The sequence below is a fragment of the Streptomyces lancefieldiae genome (genome assembly GCF_031845825.1).
In the GTDB taxonomy this organism is placed as follows: domain Bacteria; phylum Actinomycetota; class Actinomycetes; order Streptomycetales; family Streptomycetaceae; genus Streptomyces; species Streptomyces lancefieldiae.
The window spans coordinates 1-17,059 of record NZ_JAVRFH010000046.1 but is presented as its reverse complement, the minus strand read 5'-3'; the positions used below and the strand labels follow the sequence as shown (position 1 = coordinate 17,059).

Here is a 17,059-nt window from a genome sequence, read left to right as displayed (position 1 = left end):
ACGGGAGGAGCGTCTGTATGTTCCCGTACGGAACAAAGCCTCTCAGGGCGAGTATTCCGCCGACGAATCTCAGTCGGTCGTTGTGTCGACCCTCACACGCGCGGCGATCGGCAGATGGTCGCTGCCCGTCGCCGGGAGGGTCCAGCTGGTCATCGGTTCGACGCCCCTGACCAGGATCTGGTCGATGCGGGCCATCGGGAACGACGCCGGCCAGCTGAAGCCGAAGCCGCTCCCCACGGCGCCCTGCGGGGAGCGCATCTGGGAGGTGACGGCGGTGAGCGCGCGGTCGTTCATGGTGCCGTTGAGGTCGCCGAGCAGGATCGTGCGGGGCAGTTCCTCGTCGGCGATCGCCTCGCCGAGGGCGTCGGCGCTCTTGTCCCGCTGCCGGGCGGTGAACCCGGCCTCCATCTTCACCCGAACGGAGGGCAGGTGGGCGACGTAGACCGCGAGCGGTCCGGACGGGGTGGCGACGGTGGCGCGCATCGCGCGCTTCCAGCCCAGCCGGATGTCGACGGCCCTCACGTCGCTGATCGGGTACGTGCTCCACAGCCCGACGGTGCCGACGACCGCGTGATGGGGGTACTTCGCCGCCAGCACCTTCTCGTACGTCGGTACCGCGGCCGCCTTCAGCTCCTCCAGGGCCAGCACGTCCGCGCCGGACGCGGCCACGGCACGGGCGGTGCCGGCGGGGTCGGCGTTGGCCGCGTTGACGTTGTGCGTGACCACCGTGAGGTCGCCGCCGGTGCCGGTCTTGTCGAAGAGCAGGCCGCCGAAGAGGTTGAGCCACACGCTCACCGGCAGCACCAGCGCGATCAGCGCCGTCGCCGACTTGCGGACGACCGCGATCACCAGCAGGACCGGGATCAGCAGGCCGAACCAGGGCAGGAACGTCTCCGTGAGGCTGCCGAGGTTGCCGACGGCGTTCGGGATGCGCGAGTGGGCTGCCATGACCACGGCCAGGAGGACGGCTACCGCGGCGGTGATCACGCCCCGGCGCCAGATCCCCCGGTCGCCGCGCCAGCCGGTGACCACACGGTCGAGCAGGCGCCGAATCCGGGTCTCCCGGCGCTCGGGATCCGAGCCGCCGCCGTCCGTCTCCGTCGCGTACGCCTGCTGCGCCATACCGTTGCCTCACTGCCTGCCGTGCATACCGTCGCCCCCCGTGACTCAGCACCATAGGGGATGATCGGTTCCGATCCCGCCGTCCCATGACGGCCGTACGGGCACGAGGACGAACGATTCGGAGTGCAGAGTTCCGCTCACCACCCGTGCACGCCACTCTGTGACAAAACGGGCACATTCTCTTCATGGGCGCGCCCCCTGGGTGCGGGGCACGGGCGCCCCCACGGGTGCGGCGGCTCATGACGAGGGTCCCCTAGCCGTCGGCAGGCGCGAGGTGCCACCATGGGAGGGATCCGGGGACGCCGTCAGGGTGCCTCGAGATGACATGAAGGAGCCGTTGCCATGACGCAGCTCTCGGCTGCCCAGACGCCTCAGCGCAAGCCCTCCGACGGGAGCAAGGCGCTGTACGGGGGCAAGAGCAACCGTCGCATCACCGTCCGGGACATCACCGCCGCCAAGGAGCGCGGCGAGAAGTGGCCCATGCTCACCGCGTACGACGCGATGACCGCGTCCGTCTTCGACGAGGCCGGCATCCCGGTCATGCTCGTCGGCGACTCCGCGGGCAACTGCCACCTCGGCTACGACACCACCGTGCCCGTCACGCTGGACGAGATGACCATGCTCTCGGCCGCGGTCGTACGGGGCACCCGCCGCGCCCTGATCGTCGCCGACCTGCCCTTCGGCTCGTACCAGGAGGGTCCGGTGCAGGCGCTGCGCTCGGCGACCCGGCTGGTCAAGGAGGCGGGCGTCGGGGCGGTCAAGCTGGAGGGCGGCGAGCGCTCGCACCGGCAGATCGAGCTGCTGGTGGAGTCCGGCATCCCCGTGATGGCGCACATCGGCCTCACCCCGCAGTCCGTCAACGCCATGGGCTATCGCGTGCAGGGCCGGGGCGAGGAGGCGGCCCAGCAGCTGCTGCGCGACGCCAAGGCCGTGCAGGACGCGGGCGCCTTCGCGGTCGTCCTGGAGCTGGTGCCGGCCGAGCTGGCCGCCGAGGTGACCCGGACGCTGCACATCCCGACGGTCGGCATCGGGGCCGGACCGGACACGGACGCCCAGGTACTGGTGTGGACCGACATGCTCGGGCTGACCGGCGGCCGGATGCCGAAGTTCGTCAAGCAGTACGCCGACCTGCGTCAGGTCATCGGCGACGCGGCGAAGGCGTTCGCCGACGACGTCGTCGGCGGAACGTTCCCGCAGGAGGAGCACTCCGTCCACTAGCCACCACGGCACCACCGGGCCCCGCCGATCGTCCCCCGTCGGCGGGGCCCCCCTTTGCGCCTGAGCCGGCGCCGCTCTCGCGGACCTGGTTGCTCGTCTCCCTTTTGCGCCTGAGCCGGCGCCGCTCTCGCGGACCTGGTTGCTCGCCGTCGTGGTTGCTCAATGGGTGGTTGCGGTGCTTGTCGGGGGGGGTGTCGGTGCTCCGGGGGCGCTGTCGGTGGGCTGTCGGTGGTTTGTCGGTGGTTCCTGACACTGTCGTCGGCATGAAGCGAATCGACGACAACCCCCCGGCCGCGGGCAGCGCGGTCACCGTGCGGGGGCTGGTCAAGCACTACGGCGAGACCAAGGCGCTGGACGGCGTCGACCTGGACGTACGCGAGGGCACCGTGATGGGTGTGCTCGGGCCCAACGGCGCCGGCAAGACCACCCTGGTGCGGATCCTGTCCACCCTCATCACGCCCGACGCCGGGCACGCCCACGTCGCCGGCTACGACGTCGTACGGCAGCCCCGGCAGTTGCGGCGGGTGATCGGGCTCACCGGACAGTACGCGTCCGTGGACGAGAAGCTCCCCGGCTGGGAGAACCTCTACCTGATCGGCCGGCTGCTCGACCTGCCCCGCAAGGAGGCCCGCCACCGGGCCGACGAACTGCTGGAGCGGTTCTCGCTCACCGAGGCCGGCAAGCGGCCCGCGGGCACCTACTCCGGCGGCATGCGGCGCCGCCTCGACCTGGCCGCCTCCATGATCGGTCGCCCGGCCGTCCTCTACCTGGACGAGCCCACCACCGGCCTGGACCCGCGCACCCGCAACGAGGTGTGGGACGAGGTCAAGCGCATGGTCGGCGACGGCGTCACCGTGCTGCTCACCACCCAGTACATGGAGGAGGCCGAGCAGCTCGCCTCCGAGCTGACCGTCGTCGACCGCGGCAAGGTCATCGCGAACGGCGGGATCGAGGAGCTGAAGGCGAAGGTCGGCGGGCGCACCCTGCGCGTCCGCCCCGCCGACCCGCTGCAACTGCGCCCGCTCGCCGCCTTCCTGGACGAGCTGGGCATCACCGGGCTGGCCAGTGCCACGGTGGACACCCAGCGGGACGCCGTCCTGGTGCCGATCCTCAGTGACGAGCAGCTGACCGCCGTGGTCGGCGCGGTCACCGCGCGCGGCATCACGATCGCCTCCATATCCACCGAACTGCCCAGCCTGGACGAGGTCTTCCTGTCACTCACCGGCCACCGCGCCAGTGCCCCGCAGGACCCCGCGCCCGCCCCCGACGCCCGCGAGGAGGTCGCCGTATGAGCGCCACCACCTATACTCCCGACGCCCGCATCACCCCGCGCGCCCATCTGCGGCACACCGGCGCGCTGGTCCGCCGCAACCTGCTGTGGATCAGACAGGACCCGGAGTCGATGTTCGACGCCATCCTCTTCCCGGTCGTCTTCACCCTGCTGTTCGTGTACGTCTTCGGCGGCTCCATCGGGCAGTCGCTGGGCGGCGGTCAGCAGGCGTACGTGCAGTACGTCGTCCCCGGCCTGATGGCCATGATGGGCATGAACATGGCCCAGGGGGTCGGCACCGGCTTCAACCAGGACTTCAACTCCGGTGTCATGGACCGCTTCCGGTCCCTGCCGATCGGCCGGGGCTCGGTGCTGTTCGCGAAGATCGCCGTGGAGCTGCTGAGGATGCTGTTCGCGACGGCGGTCCTGCTGATCGTCGGCGTCCTCGTGGGCTTCGACATCACCAACTGGGGTGGTCTGCTGGCCGCCGTGGGGCTGTCGGTGCTGTTCGGCTCGGCCCTGATGTGGATCTTCCTCACCCTCGGCGTGATGATGAAGAACGCCCAGTCCGTGCAGGCGATGGGCTTCCTGGTGCTGATGCCGCTCCAGTTCGGATCGTCGATCTTCGCGCCGCCCGGGTCCATGCCGGGCTGGCTGCAGGCCTTCACCGACTACAACCCGCTGTCGAGCCTCGCCGACGCCGCGCGCGGCCTGATGGTGGGCGGCCCCGTCGCGCACGACCTGTGGCTGACCCTCGGCTGGTCGGTCGCCCTGACGGCGGTGATGGCCCCGGTGGCGATCCACAAGTTCCGTACGAAGGCCTGACCGGGCGAAGAGCCCGTCGGCCGGGACACCTTCACACCAGGGCGGTGGCCTCCTCTCCGGAGAGGCCGCCGCCCTCGGCGTACGCGGCCTCGTACGCCTCGTCGCCCAGCGCCTGCCGGGCCCGCTCGACGGCCCGGGCCCGCGCGGCCCGCTCCGGGCCGCTCGGGACGTGCTCCGGCGCCAGCAACGCGTCGGCGGCGCCGATGCACCGGGCGGCGTCCCGGGCCCGGCGTCCGCCGTCCACCCGGGCCAGCGCCATCGCGGCGATGACCAGGTACGAGGGGCGCATGTGCGGGGCGACCGCGTCGGACAGCGGGGCGTCGGCCCGTTCCAGTGCCTGCCGCGCCTTGGTCAGGCCCTCCTCGTGCCGGCCCTCCAGTGTGTCGATCCAGGCCTCCACGCCGAGGATGAAGGCGTCGAAGACGACGAAGTGGGCGAGGCTGAACTCCTCGCGCAGCCGCCGCAACTGCTCGCCGGCCTCGGCGGTCCGGTCGGTCATCCCGAGCCAGCCGGCCAGGAAGAGCCGGGCGGCGGGCATCGCGCCGTTGTGGGACGTCCCCTCGGTCCGCTCGACCACCTCGCGCAGGATGCGCTCACCGCGCTCGCCCTCACCGGCCTCCAGCAGCGCGCTGCCCCTGCGGGCGTCCAGGATGTCCAGCTGAGCGTGTGCGCCGAGCCGTTCGGCGTGCTCCGCCGCCGTCTCGTAGTCGGCGGCGGCCAGGCGGAACTCACCCTTGCGCTCGCGGGCCTCGGCGCGGGCGGACAGGGCCTCGGCCACGCCCCAGGCATCGCCGAGGCGCTGGTAGATCTCCAGCGCCTCGTCGGCGTCGCGGGCCGCGTCGCCCGCCCACTTCGGGCGGTTGGCCAGCACGTTGGCACGCATCTGGAGGCTGCCGGCGAGCTCCCACTCGTACCCCGGGGTCGCACGGCAGGTGCGCACGGCGGCGTCCATGATCTCGCGCAGCCGGCCCACGTCGCCGGTCAGCATCACCGCGAAGAACCAGAGCAGGCCGGGGCTGACGCAGGTCTGCGGCATACCGGGCTCGTAGGTGTCGGCGATGACCCGCAGCTTGCGTTGGGCCTGGGGCTCCTGCCAGGCGTCCAGTTCGGTGTCCATGCAGGCCAGATGGGCCAGGTGGACGCCGCGCCGGGCCTCGGCGAGGAGCTCGCCGGTCAACGGGGGCGGCACGGACGTGCACCGCTCCCACACCGGCTCGGCACGGCGGACGGGCTCGGTGAAGGGGTCCGGGCCGAGGGCCATGACCTCGCTCAGCCAGTTCCGGGCCTCCACCCGCAGGTCGCGCATCTGCCAGTACCAGACCAGCGACAGCGACAGGCTCAGGGCCTCCTGCTCGTCCCGTTCGTTGATGGCGTGGCGCACGGCGGTACGCAGGTTCTCGTACTCGCGTTCCAGCCGCTCGACGGCGGCGAGCTGCCGCGAGCCGCGCAGCAACGGGTCGGTGGTGCGGGCGAGTTCCCGGTAGTACGTGAGGTGCGCGCGCTCGGCGTCGGCGCGCCCGCCCACCTCGTCGAGCCGCTCGGCGGCGTACTCGGCGACGGTCTCCAGGAGCCGGTAGCGCATCTCCCCGTCGCCCGCCGGGGCGGCGACGACCAGGGACTTGTCGACCAGCGAGCCGAGCACCTCCAGCGCGGCCGGCCCGCAGACCGCCTCTGCGGCGGCGAGGTCGCAGCCGCCGGCGAAGACCGACAGACGGCGCAGGACGTCCCGCTCGTCGTCGTCGAGCAGGTCCCAGGACCAGTCGACGACCGCGCGCAGCGTCTGCTGGCGGGGCAGGACGGTGCGGCTGCCGGAGGTGAGGAGGCGGAAGCGGTCGTCGAGGCGGTCGGCGATCTGGCGCGGGGTGAGCATGCGGAGCCGGGCGGCGGCCAGTTCGATGGCGAGGGGCAGGCCGTCGAGGCGGCGGCAGATCTCGGCGCAGGCGGCCGCGGTCGCCCCGTCGGCGTCGGGGCGGAAGCCGGGGCGGGCGGCGGCGCCCCGGTCGGCGAGGAGCCGGAGCGCGGCCGGCTCGGGCAGCGGCTCCACCGGGCGCAGCGACTCCCCCGGTACGCCGAGGGGTTCGCGACTGGTGGCGAGGACGGTCAGGTGGGGGCAGCGGGCGAGGAGTTCCTCGGCGAGGCGGGCGGCGGCGTCGACGACGTGCTCGCAGTTGTCGAGGACGATCAGCATGCGGCGCCGGCCGCAGTGTTCGACGAGGCGCTCGACGGCGGTGGCCTGCCGGTCCGACACGGCCCGCATCTCCTCGGCGCCGGCGCCGTACAGCACGGTCTCGCGGGCGCCGACGGCGGTCAGTACGGCCTCCGGTACGGCGTCGGGGTCGTCGACGGGGGCGAGCTCGGCCAGCCACACCCCGTCCCGTGCCGTGTCGCCGGCGCCCTCGGCGGCCTCCTGCGACAGCCGGGTCTTGCCGGCTCCGCCGGGCCCGAGCAGGGTGACGAGACGTGCGGTCGCCAGGTCGGCGCGGAGGGTCTCCAGGTCGTCGTCGCGGCCGACGAAGGAGGTGAGCCGGGCCCGGAGGTTGCCACGGCGGCGGGAGGCCGCGGCGGCGGGAGTCTCGGACGTCGCGGGGGTCACGGGCTCCGCCGGGGCGCCGGCTGCGGTGGGCGTCACGGGCGTCGGCGCGGGCGTCGCGGGAGTCGTCGGCGGCCCGGGATCGAGCAACCGCCCGTGCAGTTCCCGCAGTTCCGGCCCCGGATCGACGCCGAGCCGGTCGGCGAGCAGCCGTCGTACGGCGTCGTAGGCGGCCAGCGCCTCGGCGGGGCGGCCGGTGTCGCGCAGGGCGCGCAGCCGCAGCACCTGGAGGGGCTCGTCCAGGGGGTGGGCGTCGCACAGGGCGGTCAGCTCGGGCAGGGACTGCTCGGCCTGCCCGAGGTCGAGGGCGGCGGTGTGGCGGGCGCGCAGGACGTCCAGGTGCCGGGTCTCCCAGCGGGCCGCCTCGGCGGTGCGGTCGGGCAGGTCGGCGAGGGCGGGGCCACGCCACAGGGCGAGGGCGTCGTCGAGCACGACGGCGGCCTTGGCGGGGTCGCCGTCGGCGAGGGCGCGGGTGCCCTCGCCGGCCAGCCGGTCGAAGCGGTGCAGGTCGACGTCGTCGGGTGCGGCCGTGAGCCGGTAGCCGCCGTCGGCCGAGGCGACCGCGTCCGCGCCGAGCGCCCGGCGCAGCCGTCCGATCAGCGCCTGCAGCGCGCCCGGTGCGTCGGCGGGCGGGTCGCCGTCCCACACCTCCTCCACCAGCAGCCCGGCGGGCACGGTGCGGCCGGGCCTGAGGGCGAGCACGGTCAGCAGCGCGCGCAGCCGCGCCCCGCCGACCGGGACGACGGTGCCGTCGGAGCGGAGTGCCTGTGTGGTGCCGAGGATGCGATAGCGCACGGGCCCATTGTCCCTGGTGCCGCCGGGACCGGTCACGGGGATTGTTCGGTGCGGCACCGGGGCCGGGGAACCGGCGACCGGTGACGAGACGTTTGGGTCACAGACCGGTACGGTCGGGCAGTCCCCCGTCGGTCGGGCCGTCCCCCCGGTGCCCCGCCGTGTGTCGAGAGCCAGGGAGTCCCATGACCACCGCCACCGCCCGCCCCAGTGACCGGCGGATCAGTCCCGTGTTCGTGGGGATCGCCGCCGTCACCGCGGTCACGGGCTGGGCCACCTGGACCGGCTTCGCCGAGCAGCCGGGCGTGGCCGTGTTCCTGTTCGTGACGGCCGCGTGGATCGTGTCGCTGTGCCTGCACGAGTACGCGCACGCGCGCACCGCGCTGCACAGCGGCGACATCTCGGTCGGCGCGAAGGGCTACCTCACGCTGAACCCGCTGAAGTACACGCACGCCCTGCTGAGCATCGTGCTCCCGGTGGTGTTCGTGATCATGGGTGGCATCGGTCTGCCGGGCGGTGCGGTGTTCATCGAGCGGGGGCGCATCCGGGGCCGCTGGCGGCACAGTCTGATCTCGGCCGCGGGCCCGCTGACGAACGTCCTGTTCGCCGCGGTGTGCACGGCGCCGTTCTGGCTGGACGCGCTGGACGGCGTGCCGCGCGACTTCCGGCTCGCGCTGGCCTTCCTCGCGCTGCTCCAGGTCACGGCGGCGATCCTGAACTTCCTGCCGGTGCCGGGACTGGACGGCTACGGGGTGATCGAGCCGTGGCTGTCGTACAACGTGCGTCGGCAGGTGGAGCCGCTCGCGCCGTTCGGGCTGCTGATCGTGTTCGCGCTGCTGTGGATCCCGTCGGTCAACGGTGTGTTCTTCGACGTGATCGACGCGATCCTGCGCGGGCTGGGGATCAGCGACCTGGACACGTACTGCGGCTTCGAGCTGTTCCGGTTCTGGCAGACCGACGAGTTCTGCTCGGTCGGCTCCTGACGCCCCTCAGCCGGTGACGGTCTCGCGCCGGGCGTCCCGGCCACGCTTGACGTAGTACCAGCACATGTTGGACGACAGCCCCGACAGCAGCACCCACACGACGCCGATCAGCACGCTGCCCTGCACGAAGGAGACGACGGCGGCGGCCACGGCGAGTACGCAGACGATCAGGGCGTAGAGGGCGAGGCGGGGCATGGGGCGGGCTCCTGTCGGGGGACACGTGCGGGTGCCGCTGCTGAGGGCACCGCGGGTTTTTCCGGCACCCACCAGTGTCCCCCATCGCCTCATACGTCCGTGACGCGGAGCCCGGCGTGTGCCTTGTAGCGGCGGTTGACGGAGATCAGGTTGGCGACCAGCGACTCGACCTGGTGGGCATTGCGGAGCCGTCCGGCGAAGACGCCGCGCATGCCGGGGATGCGGCCCGCGAGGGCCTGCACGATCTCCACGTCGGCGCGTACCTCGCCGAGCACCATGACGTCGGTGTCGATCTCGTCGATCTCCGGGTCCTGGAGGAGGACCGCCGAGAGGTGGTGGAAAGCGGCGGTGACCCGGCTGTCCGGCAGCAGGGCGGCGGCCTGCTCGGCGGCGCTGCCCTCCTCGGGCTTGAGCGCGTAGGCGCCCTTCTTGTCGAAGCCGAGCGGGTTGACGCAGTCGACGACGAGCTTGCCGGCCAGCTCCTCGCGCAGGGACTGAAGGGTCTTGCCGTGGCCCTCCCACGGCACGGCGACGATCACGACGTCGCTGCGGCGGGCGGTCTCGGCGTTGTCGGCGCCCTCGACGCCGTGCCCGAGCTCCTCGGCGGCGGCCCGGGCGCGCTCGGCGGCGCGCGAGCCGACGATCACCTTCTGGCCGGCCTTGGCGAGGCGGTACGCCAGGCCCTTGCCCTGGGGGCCGGTGCCGCCGAGCACGCCGACGACGAGCCCGGAGACGTCGGGCAGGTCCCAGGGGTCCTTGGCGGGGGCCTTCTGTGCAGCACTGTCGGTAGAGGTCATGGGCCGACCCTACGTCCGTCCGGGCCGCCCCACCGGTCGGGGTGTCGGGGCCGGACGCCGTACCCAGGTCGGGCGAATCGGGGGCGAACGCCGGGCCGCGCGTCGCCGGTTGCGGCAGGATGCGGGCGCATGGACGCCGTACGGGTCGCGCTGCTGCGGGACGTGCTCGCCGGGACCGAGTGGCTGGGGGCCACCCGGCGGTTCGCGGGCGCGCTGCGGGGGTCGGTCGTGCCGCACGGGGGCGGGCTGCTGCTGGTGGGCACCGCCGGGCACGAGCCGTGGCACCTGGCGGCTCACCTGGTGGACGAGGCCGCCTGGTCGGGAACGCCGGAGCTGGCGCCCACCCTGGTCCGGCACGACGCACGCCCGTCGGACCCCGCGCATCTGGCGGTGGGGCTGGGGCGGCTGGCGGCGGCCCGGCGCGGGGAGACCCTGCTCGTGGTGACGCCCGACGCCCCGGGCGCCCCGCTCCTGGAACGGGTGCACGACGCCCGCCAGGCCGGCGCGACGGTGCTGGCGCTGGGCACCGGCGAGCGGGAGCTGACGGCGATGGCGCACGAGACGCTGACCGTGCCGGACGGGGCCGAGCTGGACCTGGACACCGTGCAGCACCTGGTCAGCGCGGCGGCCGGGGAGAACGCGGTGCCGCCGCGGCGCCGCCACCGCTTCCGCGACCGCCTGTCCCGCCTGGCCGACCGCCTGACGGCCCCGCCACCCCCGCCGCACTGGTGACGGGCGCCGGAAGAACGAGCTGTGCGGCCGGCTCGCCGGGGCCGAACTGCTGTCGCACCCGGTGGGCCCGCAGCCCGGTCAGGTCCGGGCGGGCGGGACGGCCGCGCTCGCCGGGGTGCGGGCGTCGGTGTGGTCGGGCGGCCCGCCGTGCGCGGGCGCCGTGGGGTTGCCGGCGCTGTGCCTGCCGACGATGACGACGTACGACGCGCGGACCGACGAGCACCCGGTGCGGCTGCGCGAGAAGCGCACAGCCGCAGCGGCGACGGTGCAGGAGCGACCGGTCAGTCCTCGTCCGGGCGCCCGGCGGAGGAGGCGTCGTGCCACCGGGGGTCGTTCTCCCACTCGAGGTTCCGCTCGCGGGCCGTCTGCATCGCGTGCTCGGCCTCCGTGCGGGAGGCGTACGGCCCGAAGCGGTTCTTGGCCGGGCACTCCGGGCCCTCCTCGACCTTCCTGTGCTCCAGGCAGTAGTACCACTCGCCCGGCTTTCCGACCGTGCGCTTCTTGAACAGGGCCATGAGCGGCTCCTTTCGCCAGGGACATGGTCTCCTATGCCCGCTGGTTAGACTCGCTGGCATGTCTGGCCAGTCGCTGCTCGTACCAGGGGAGCTGTCTCCCACCCGTTCCGTACCCGGAAACATCCGCCGGCCCGAGTACGTCGGCAAACCCGCGCCGGCGCCGTACACCGGGCCGGAGGTGCAGACGCCCGAGACGATCGAGGCGATGCGCGTGGCCGGGCGGATCGCGGCGCGGGCGATGGAGGAGGCCGCCAAGCTCATCGCGCCCGGCGTGACGACGGACGAGCTGGACCGGGTGGCGCACGCGTACATGTGCGACCACGGCGCCTACCCCTCGACGCTCGGTTACCGGGGTTTCCCCAAGTCGCTGTGCAGCTCGGTCAACGAGGTCATCTGCCACGGCATCCCCGACTCCACGGTGCTGCGCGACGGTGACATCGTCAACCTCGACGTGACGGCGTACATCGGCGGCGTGCACGGCGACAACAACGCGACCTACCTGGTCGGCGACGTGGACGAGGAGAGCCGGCTGCTGGTCGAGCGCACCCGGGAGGCCCTGGCCCGCGCGATCAAGGCGGTCAGGCCGGGCCGGCAGATCAACGTCATCGGCCGGGTCATCGAGTCGTACGCGAAGCGGTTCGGGTACGGGGTGGTGCGGGACTTCACCGGCCACGGGATCAACTCGTCGTTCCACTCGGGGCTCATCGTCCCGCACTACGACAGCCCGCACGCGACGACCGTCATGCAGCCCGGGATGACCTTCACCATCGAGCCGATGCTCACGCTCGGCACGCACGAGTACGACATGTGGGACGACGGCTGGACGGTCGTCACCAAGGACCGCAAGCGGACCGCCCAGTTCGAGCACACGCTGGTGGTGACCGACGCGGGGGCGGAGATCCTGACCCTTCCGTAGCGGTGGCGGGCGCCGTCACCGCTCCAGGCACACCCGCCCTCCGATCTCGACCCAGCCCCCGGGCTGCGGGGCCGTGAGGATCTGCGAGCCGACGCCCTGCGTGATGTTGAGGGCCCGGCCCAGCCGCTCGGTCAGCAGCAGTGCCGCGGCCCCGGTCGCCTCGTCCTCGTCGATCCCGTCGTCGCGGCCGGGGAAGGCGCGGGCCCGCACCCGGCCCGCCGCCTCGTCCTCCCACGCCCAGGCGTAGATCCACTCCCCCGGCGGCGGCACCGGCAGGTCGTCGACCTCGGCCACGGTGGCGTACTGGCGCAGGGTGCGCGGCGGCGCCCACTCGGGGCGGGCCTCGATCCAGGTGAACTCACCGTCCAGCCGGGCGCCCACCACCCCGGCCGGGGTGACGAGTTCGGGCACGTCGAGCAGCCAGGCCGTGCCGACGCAGGGGTGGCCGGCGAAGGGCAGGCGCAGGGTGGGCGTGTAGATGTCGACGACGCCGCGCTCGGGGTCGTCGACGAACACGGTCTCGCTGAAGCCGAGTTTCGCGGCGAGCTCCTGCCGCCCCGCCGGGTCCGGCAGCACGGAGCCGTCCCGGACGACGCCGAGTTCGTTGCCGTATCCGCCGTTCGGCGCGCAGAAGACACGCAGTACGTCGTAGTCAGTCACCGGGGCATTCAAGCACCGCTCGGGCGGCGAGGCCGCCTCGGCCGGAGGTCACGGTGTGGCCGCTGTACCCGGTCCCGGCGCTCGAACGCCACCTGGCGCCGGTAGGGTTCGCCTCCGGGAAGGGGAAGGTGAAGGAACCTGATGAGCAGGGATCGCGGCCCTCGTAGGCCCCGCAGGCTTGGCAAGTGCGCGCTCATAACCGCCTCGGCGACCGTCGTGTCGTTGACGGCGAGCGGATGCGTGGTGGTGCACGGCGAGCGCGAGGTGCTCCCGGCGACCACCCGGGCCGAGGCCGCGAAGGCACTCCAGCAGTTCACCTCCGCGTACAACGCGGCGGACAAGGCGTACGACGCCTCCCTGGACGCCGAGCACACCACCGGCGCCCTCGCCGCCATCGACTCGGCGCGGCTGAAGGCGGGCCGCACCAACAGCCCGGACGGCAACCCGGCGCACACGCCGCTGAAGCTGACGGACGCGAAGTTCACGATCCCGAAGAAGGCGGGCTGGCCGCGCTGGTTCGTCGCGGACGCCAAGGCCAACAAGGGCGGCGAGACACGCTGGTTGCTGGTGTTCACCCGCCACGGCCTGGAGGAGACCTGGCAGGCGGCGTACCTGACGCTGGTCGCCCCCGGCAAGGTGCCCGAGTTCAAGACCGACGGTGACGGCTGGGCCGAGGCCGTGCCCGCGAACTCCACCGATCCGGCCGTCCCGCCGGCCGACCTGAGCAAGGACTACACGGCGTATCTCAAGGGCGGCGGCAAGACCTTCGCGGACGGCGCCCACACCAGTGCCTGGCGGCAGTTGCGCGAGGAGCGCGCGGTCCGTCCCGGGCTGGTCACCCAGTACATCGACGAGCCGCTGAACAACGGCGACTACGCGCCGCTGGCGCTGCGCACGAAGGACGGCGGGGCGCTGGTGTTCTTCACCTCGCGGCACTACGAGAAGCAGACGGCCGCGCAGGGCGCGTCGGTGCCGACGCCGAACAAGGCCGTGCTGGCGCTGACGGACGGCGAGATCAAGCAGTCGCTGACGATGGAGTTCATCTCCAACCAGGTCGCTCTCGACCCGGCGGACGGGCAGGTGTCGGTGCTGGGGCGGGTCCAGGGTCTGACGTCGGGCAAGGGCGAGTAGGCGGGGGCCCGGGCGTGGCGCCGTGGCCTGCGGTCAGCGGCGCAGGGGCCAGGCGGTGCCGGCGGGGTCGGTCTCCTCGCCGGTGTGCCGGGCGCAGGCGTCGGTGAGGGTCTCCAGCAGGGTCAGCGGGTCCGGCAGCGGGTGCTCGGGGCCGCGTACCCAGTGCACCGTCCGGTGCTCGCCGGGCAGCCGGGCGGGCGGTACGAGGACGTAGGAGCCTCGGCAGTGCCAGCGCAGGCCCGGATGCTCGTCCATCGTCTCGGGATGGCAGTCCAGCTCGCAGGGCCACCACTCGTCCTCGTCCTCGGGCGTGCCGCGGGTGAGGGTGAACAGCAGCATGCGGCCGTCGTCGCTCTCGGCGACCGGGCCGACCTCGATGCCGGAGTCGAGCAGCCGCTGAAGCGCCTCGCGACCGGCCTGGAGGGGGACGTCGAGGACGTCGTGCACCATGCCGGTCGCGGTGATGAAGTTGGCCTCGGGCTGGTGCCGGGCCCAGCGCTCGATCTGCGCGCGGTCGGTGGTGGACTGCGTCTGCCAGGCGAACGACACCGGGTGCCGGGCGGGGGTGGGGCAGCCTACGCGGTCGCAGGAGCAGCGGTATCCGGCCGGGTGCGCGGCGGGCGCGAGCGGCAGTCCCGCACCGGCGGCGGCGAGCAGCAGATCCTCCCGGCCACCGTCACCGGCGGCCTCCTTGGGGCGGCGTCCGCGCAGCCACGAGGAGAGTTTGCCCTGCAGACCGCTCCGACCGCCGAACTCCGCGCTCATCTATCCCCTCGCCTCGCCATCGTGCGCACCAGCATGCCCTATGGTCGCACCATTCCGCGCTTCGGGGTCGGGAAGGGACAAACTTCCCCGGCCTGTCCGGTCACCGCGGAGCGAGCCCGTGGAGCGCGTAGTCGACGAGCGTGTCGGTGTAGGCGTGGGAGATCGGGGCCGTGTGCTGCAGCCAGCGCTGGGCGAGCGGGGAGACGAAGAGCTCCAGCGCGATGCGCGGGTCGACCTCCGCTCGCACCTGGCCGGCGTCCTGCGCGGCGCGCAGCCGGTCGACGTAGAGCTGGAGCGAGGGCTCCAGGAGTGTGGCGACGAACTCCCGGCCGAACTGTTCGTCGACGATGCCCTCCGCGGCCAGGGCGCGGGAGGGGGCCTCGAACGTCGGGTCGCGCAGTTCGTCGACGGTGGCGCGCAGCACCGCCTTGAGGTCGGCGGCGAGGTCGCCGGTGTCCGGGATGGCGTACGTCTCCTGCCCGGCGGCCTGCGCGGCCTGGGCTCCCAGGTCGAGGAAGGCCTCCAGCAGGACGTCCGCCTTCGAGGACCACCAGCGGTAGATCGTCTGCTTGCCGACGCCGGCGCGGGCGGCGATGCCCTCGATGGTGGTCTTGGGGTAGCCGACCTCCGCGACGAGCGCGAGGGCGGCGTCGTAGATGGCCCGGCGGGACCGCTGGTTGCGACGGCTGGTGTCGGGGTGCGGCCTCTCGGAGGCGGGCGGCTGGGCGTGGGCGGATTTCTGGGCGGCCATGGTCCGAATTTATCAGGTTGACAAGACGGTACGTCTCGCCGGACAGTGGGGAGCACGACCGAACCGAGACGGAACGTCTCGTACCTGGAGGGGAGGACCTCATGTCCCGAGGCGGAGCCGGAAACATGCTGGGCGTCGGCGGCACGCGCCGGAATCTCGGCCGCAACGCCCTGCGCGGCGGCGGCCGGAACGGCCGGGTCGGCGGCGGACTGGACCCACAGGCCCAGAAGCGCGAGCTGCTGCGCAAACTGCAGGAACAGCAGGAACAGCAGGAACAGCAGCGAAAGGCGAACGCCGACGACGAGGAGTCGTGAGGACTGCTCGACGTACGCGGGGGCGGGCGGTGTCCGTCACGCCTCCGGGGAGGGCCACGGGTCGCCCCAGGCCGCGTCGCGGGCCTCCTTGTACAGGTCGCCGTGGCGCTTGGTGACCGTCCGGCGGCGGAGCTGCTCGTCCGGCTCGCACAGGTCGAGCAGGACCTGACCCTTGCGGATCTGCGGTCGCCGGACCACCCGGGAGGGGGCCGGAGCGACCGGGAAGCGGGCGGCTGCGACGTAGCTGAACTTCTCGTCCTCGTAGGCGAGGGACCCGCTCTTGACCTGCCGGTGCAGGGACGAGCGGCTGACCCGGGCCGCGAAGTGGCACCAGTCCGTGCCGGGCACGATGGGGCAGGCGGCGCTGTGCGGACAGGGGGCGGCGACCTGGAACCCGGCGGCGATCAGCCGCTGCCGGGCCTCGATGACACGGGCGTAGCCGTCGGGGGTGCCGGCCTCGACGATCACGACGGCCTGCGCGGCGGCTGCGGCGGCGTCGACGAGGGCGGCGCGGTCGGGGCCGGTCAGCTCGTTGAGGACGTAGGAGACGGTGACGAGGTCGGTGCTCTCGACGGTGAGCGCCGCGCCGATCCGGGAGCGCTGCCAGCGGACGTCGCGCAGGGCCGGGTTGGCGGCGGCGATCTCCCGGCCCAGGGTGAGCGCCGGTTCGGCCCAGTCCAGCACGGTCACCGGACGGCCGCCGTCCCAGGTGGCACTGACGGCCCAGGTCGCGGCGCCGGTCCCGCCGCCCACGTCGACGTGGCTCCCCGGGGCCCATCCGGGCACGGCCTCCGCGAACGCGGCCAGCGCCGACCGCACCGCCGCGAAGGTCGCGGGCATGCGGTAGGCGGCGTAGGCGACGACGTCCGCGCGGTCGCGCAGGATCGGGGCGTCGGTCGGGGTGTCCCCGCGGTAGTTGGCGATCAGCCGCTCCACGGCCTGGGCGGCCTGCCGGGGCGGGAGGCCGTCGAGAAGGTCGGCGAGGGCTGCGCGCAGGGTGTCGGTGGGGTCGGCGGGGGCGTTCACCCGGCGATTCTACGGGCGGCGACGGGGTGGACCGGCGGTGCACGGGGTTGCGCGGTCCGGCGCCGGTGAGGTGGGCGTGGGCTGCGGAGTGGGTGCGTTGCGCAGCCCGGCGCGCGCGAGGTGGGCGTGGGCTGCGGGGGGTGGGTCGCGTGGCCCGGCGCTACGGGGTGCCTCCCCCACTCTCGGCTTCTCCCCCACTCTCGGCTTCGCTCGAGCGGGGGGACCCCCACCGCCCACCCGTGCCGCCCTGGGGTACCTCCCAGGCCGTTCAGGCACTGGGGGAGGCACGACTGCCCGCAGCTACGCGCTACGCGGCACGGGCTGTCCGCAGCCAGGCAGCTACGGCGGGAGAGCCGGGTACGGCGGGAAGGGGGCGGGTCGGGGGGTGTCCGCCCGCAGCGGTTGGCGCGTCAACGCCGTCACTTCCGTGGCCGACCGATTCCGCGCCGTTCCGAGG

General features: G+C 73.4%; 17 protein-coding genes and 2 pseudogenes. 10 read left to right on the top strand and 9 right to left on the bottom strand.

Annotation, left to right across the window (positions count from 1 at the left end; genetic code table 11):
* Positions 1–69: 69 nt before the first annotated feature.
* The gene (locus RM812_RS31885) at positions 70–1,122 is read right to left on the bottom strand and encodes an endonuclease/exonuclease/phosphatase family protein (RefSeq protein WP_311580398.1); all 1,053 of its coding nucleotides are present in this window, start codon (positions 1,120–1,122) and stop codon (positions 70–72) included.
* A gap of 342 nt (positions 1,123–1,464) precedes the next feature.
* Between RM812_RS31885 and panB the strand changes: the two genes are divergently transcribed.
* From panB to RM812_RS31870, 3 genes are all read left to right on the top strand, one after another.
* Entirely contained in the window at positions 1,465–2,340 is an 876-nt protein-coding gene (gene panB, locus RM812_RS31880) for a 3-methyl-2-oxobutanoate hydroxymethyltransferase (protein ID WP_311580395.1), read from the top strand.
* A 263-nt stretch (positions 2,341–2,603) separates the two neighbouring features.
* Positions 2,604–3,632, top strand: coding sequence for an ATP-binding cassette domain-containing protein (locus RM812_RS31875; protein WP_311580392.1), 1,029 nt, complete (start codon positions 2,604–2,606; stop codon positions 3,630–3,632).
* The gene (locus RM812_RS31870) at positions 3,629–4,435 is read left to right on the top strand and encodes an ABC transporter permease (protein ID WP_311580390.1); all 807 of its coding nucleotides are present in this window, start codon (positions 3,629–3,631) and stop codon (positions 4,433–4,435) included. Before RM812_RS31875 ends, RM812_RS31870 begins: the two co-directional genes overlap by 4 nt.
* 31 nt (positions 4,436–4,466) lie before the next feature.
* On the opposite strand, the gene RM812_RS31865 is transcribed toward RM812_RS31870, so the two are convergent.
* A complete protein-coding gene (locus RM812_RS31865) occupies positions 4,467–7,820 on the bottom strand; it encodes an AfsR/SARP family transcriptional regulator (protein ID WP_311580387.1) in 3,354 nt (1,117 codons plus the stop codon).
* 182 nt (positions 7,821–8,002) lie between these two features.
* Between RM812_RS31865 and RM812_RS31860 the strand changes: the two genes are divergently transcribed.
* Positions 8,003–8,800: a site-2 protease family protein gene (locus RM812_RS31860; protein ID WP_311580384.1), complete on the top strand. Its 798-nt coding sequence runs from the start codon at positions 8,003–8,005 to the stop codon at positions 8,798–8,800.
* 6 nt (positions 8,801–8,806) lie between these two features.
* On the opposite strand, the gene RM812_RS31855 is transcribed toward RM812_RS31860, so the two are convergent.
* Complete coding sequence (locus RM812_RS31855; protein WP_311580382.1) at positions 8,807–8,995, bottom strand: hypothetical protein; 189 nt, start codon at positions 8,993–8,995, stop codon at positions 8,807–8,809.
* Between the two features lie 89 nt (positions 8,996–9,084).
* The gene (npdG, locus tag RM812_RS31850; protein ID WP_311580380.1) at positions 9,085–9,792 is read right to left on the bottom strand and encodes an NADPH-dependent F420 reductase; all 708 of its coding nucleotides are present in this window, start codon (positions 9,790–9,792) and stop codon (positions 9,085–9,087) included.
* A gap of 129 nt (positions 9,793–9,921) precedes the next feature.
* Between npdG and RM812_RS31845 the strand changes: the two genes are divergently transcribed.
* Positions 9,922–10,524, top strand: a complete 603-nt coding sequence (locus tag RM812_RS31845; RefSeq protein ID WP_311580379.1) for a hypothetical protein — start codon at positions 9,922–9,924, stop codon at positions 10,522–10,524.
* 13 nt (positions 10,525–10,537) lie between these two features.
* A pseudogene (locus RM812_RS31840) lies at positions 10,538–10,789 on the top strand (MFS transporter); the annotation flags it as partial.
* 16 nt (positions 10,790–10,805) lie between these two features.
* Here RM812_RS31840 and RM812_RS31835 read toward each other — a convergent pair.
* Positions 10,806–11,039, bottom strand: coding sequence for a hypothetical protein (locus RM812_RS31835; protein WP_311580377.1), 234 nt, complete (start codon positions 11,037–11,039; stop codon positions 10,806–10,808).
* A 58-nt stretch (positions 11,040–11,097) separates the two neighbouring features.
* On the opposite strand from RM812_RS31835, the gene map reads away from it, so the two are divergent.
* Positions 11,098–11,955, top strand: a complete 858-nt coding sequence (gene map, locus RM812_RS31830; protein WP_311580375.1) for a type I methionyl aminopeptidase — start codon at positions 11,098–11,100, stop codon at positions 11,953–11,955.
* Positions 11,956–11,970: 15 nt separating this feature from the next.
* Here map and RM812_RS31825 read toward each other — a convergent pair whose 3' ends face one another.
* On the bottom strand, positions 11,971–12,615 hold the full coding sequence (locus tag RM812_RS31825) for a PhzF family phenazine biosynthesis protein (RefSeq protein ID WP_311580373.1): 645 nt from the start codon (positions 12,613–12,615) through the stop codon (positions 11,971–11,973).
* Positions 12,616–12,659: 44 nt separating this feature from the next.
* Here RM812_RS31825 and RM812_RS31820 point away from each other — a divergent pair.
* Together RM812_RS31820 and RM812_RS31815 are read left to right on the top strand one after the other, a co-directional pair.
* Positions 12,660–12,782: pseudogene (locus RM812_RS31820) on the top strand (iron transporter); the annotation flags it as partial.
* Positions 12,757–13,746 (top strand): hypothetical protein, encoded by a 990-nt coding sequence (locus RM812_RS31815; RefSeq protein WP_311580371.1) that lies wholly within the window; start codon positions 12,757–12,759, stop codon positions 13,744–13,746. The pseudogene RM812_RS31820 and the gene RM812_RS31815, both read left to right, overlap by 26 nt.
* Before the next feature lie 33 nt (positions 13,747–13,779).
* Here the strand turns inward: RM812_RS31815 and RM812_RS31810 are convergent, their stop codons facing one another.
* Together RM812_RS31810 and RM812_RS31805 are read right to left on the bottom strand one after the other, a co-directional pair.
* Positions 13,780–14,511 carry a bifunctional DNA primase/polymerase gene (locus RM812_RS31810; protein ID WP_311580368.1) on the bottom strand — a complete coding sequence of 244 codons (732 nt, stop codon included), beginning with the start codon at positions 14,509–14,511 and terminating at the stop codon, positions 13,780–13,782.
* Between the two features lie 100 nt (positions 14,512–14,611).
* Positions 14,612–15,262, bottom strand: a complete 651-nt coding sequence (locus RM812_RS31805) for a TetR/AcrR family transcriptional regulator (protein ID WP_311580365.1) — start codon at positions 15,260–15,262, stop codon at positions 14,612–14,614.
* Positions 15,263–15,363: 101 nt separating this feature from the next.
* Here RM812_RS31805 and RM812_RS31800 point away from each other — a divergent pair, with 101 nt between their 5' ends.
* Positions 15,364–15,576, top strand: a complete 213-nt coding sequence (locus RM812_RS31800; protein ID WP_311580363.1) for a DUF6243 family protein — start codon at positions 15,364–15,366, stop codon at positions 15,574–15,576.
* A 36-nt stretch (positions 15,577–15,612) separates the two neighbouring features.
* Here the strand turns inward: RM812_RS31800 and RM812_RS31795 are convergent, their stop codons facing one another.
* On the bottom strand, positions 15,613–16,602 hold the full coding sequence (locus RM812_RS31795; RefSeq protein WP_311580360.1) for a small ribosomal subunit Rsm22 family protein: 990 nt from the start codon (positions 16,600–16,602) through the stop codon (positions 15,613–15,615).
* Positions 16,603–17,059: the final 457 nt, after the last annotated feature.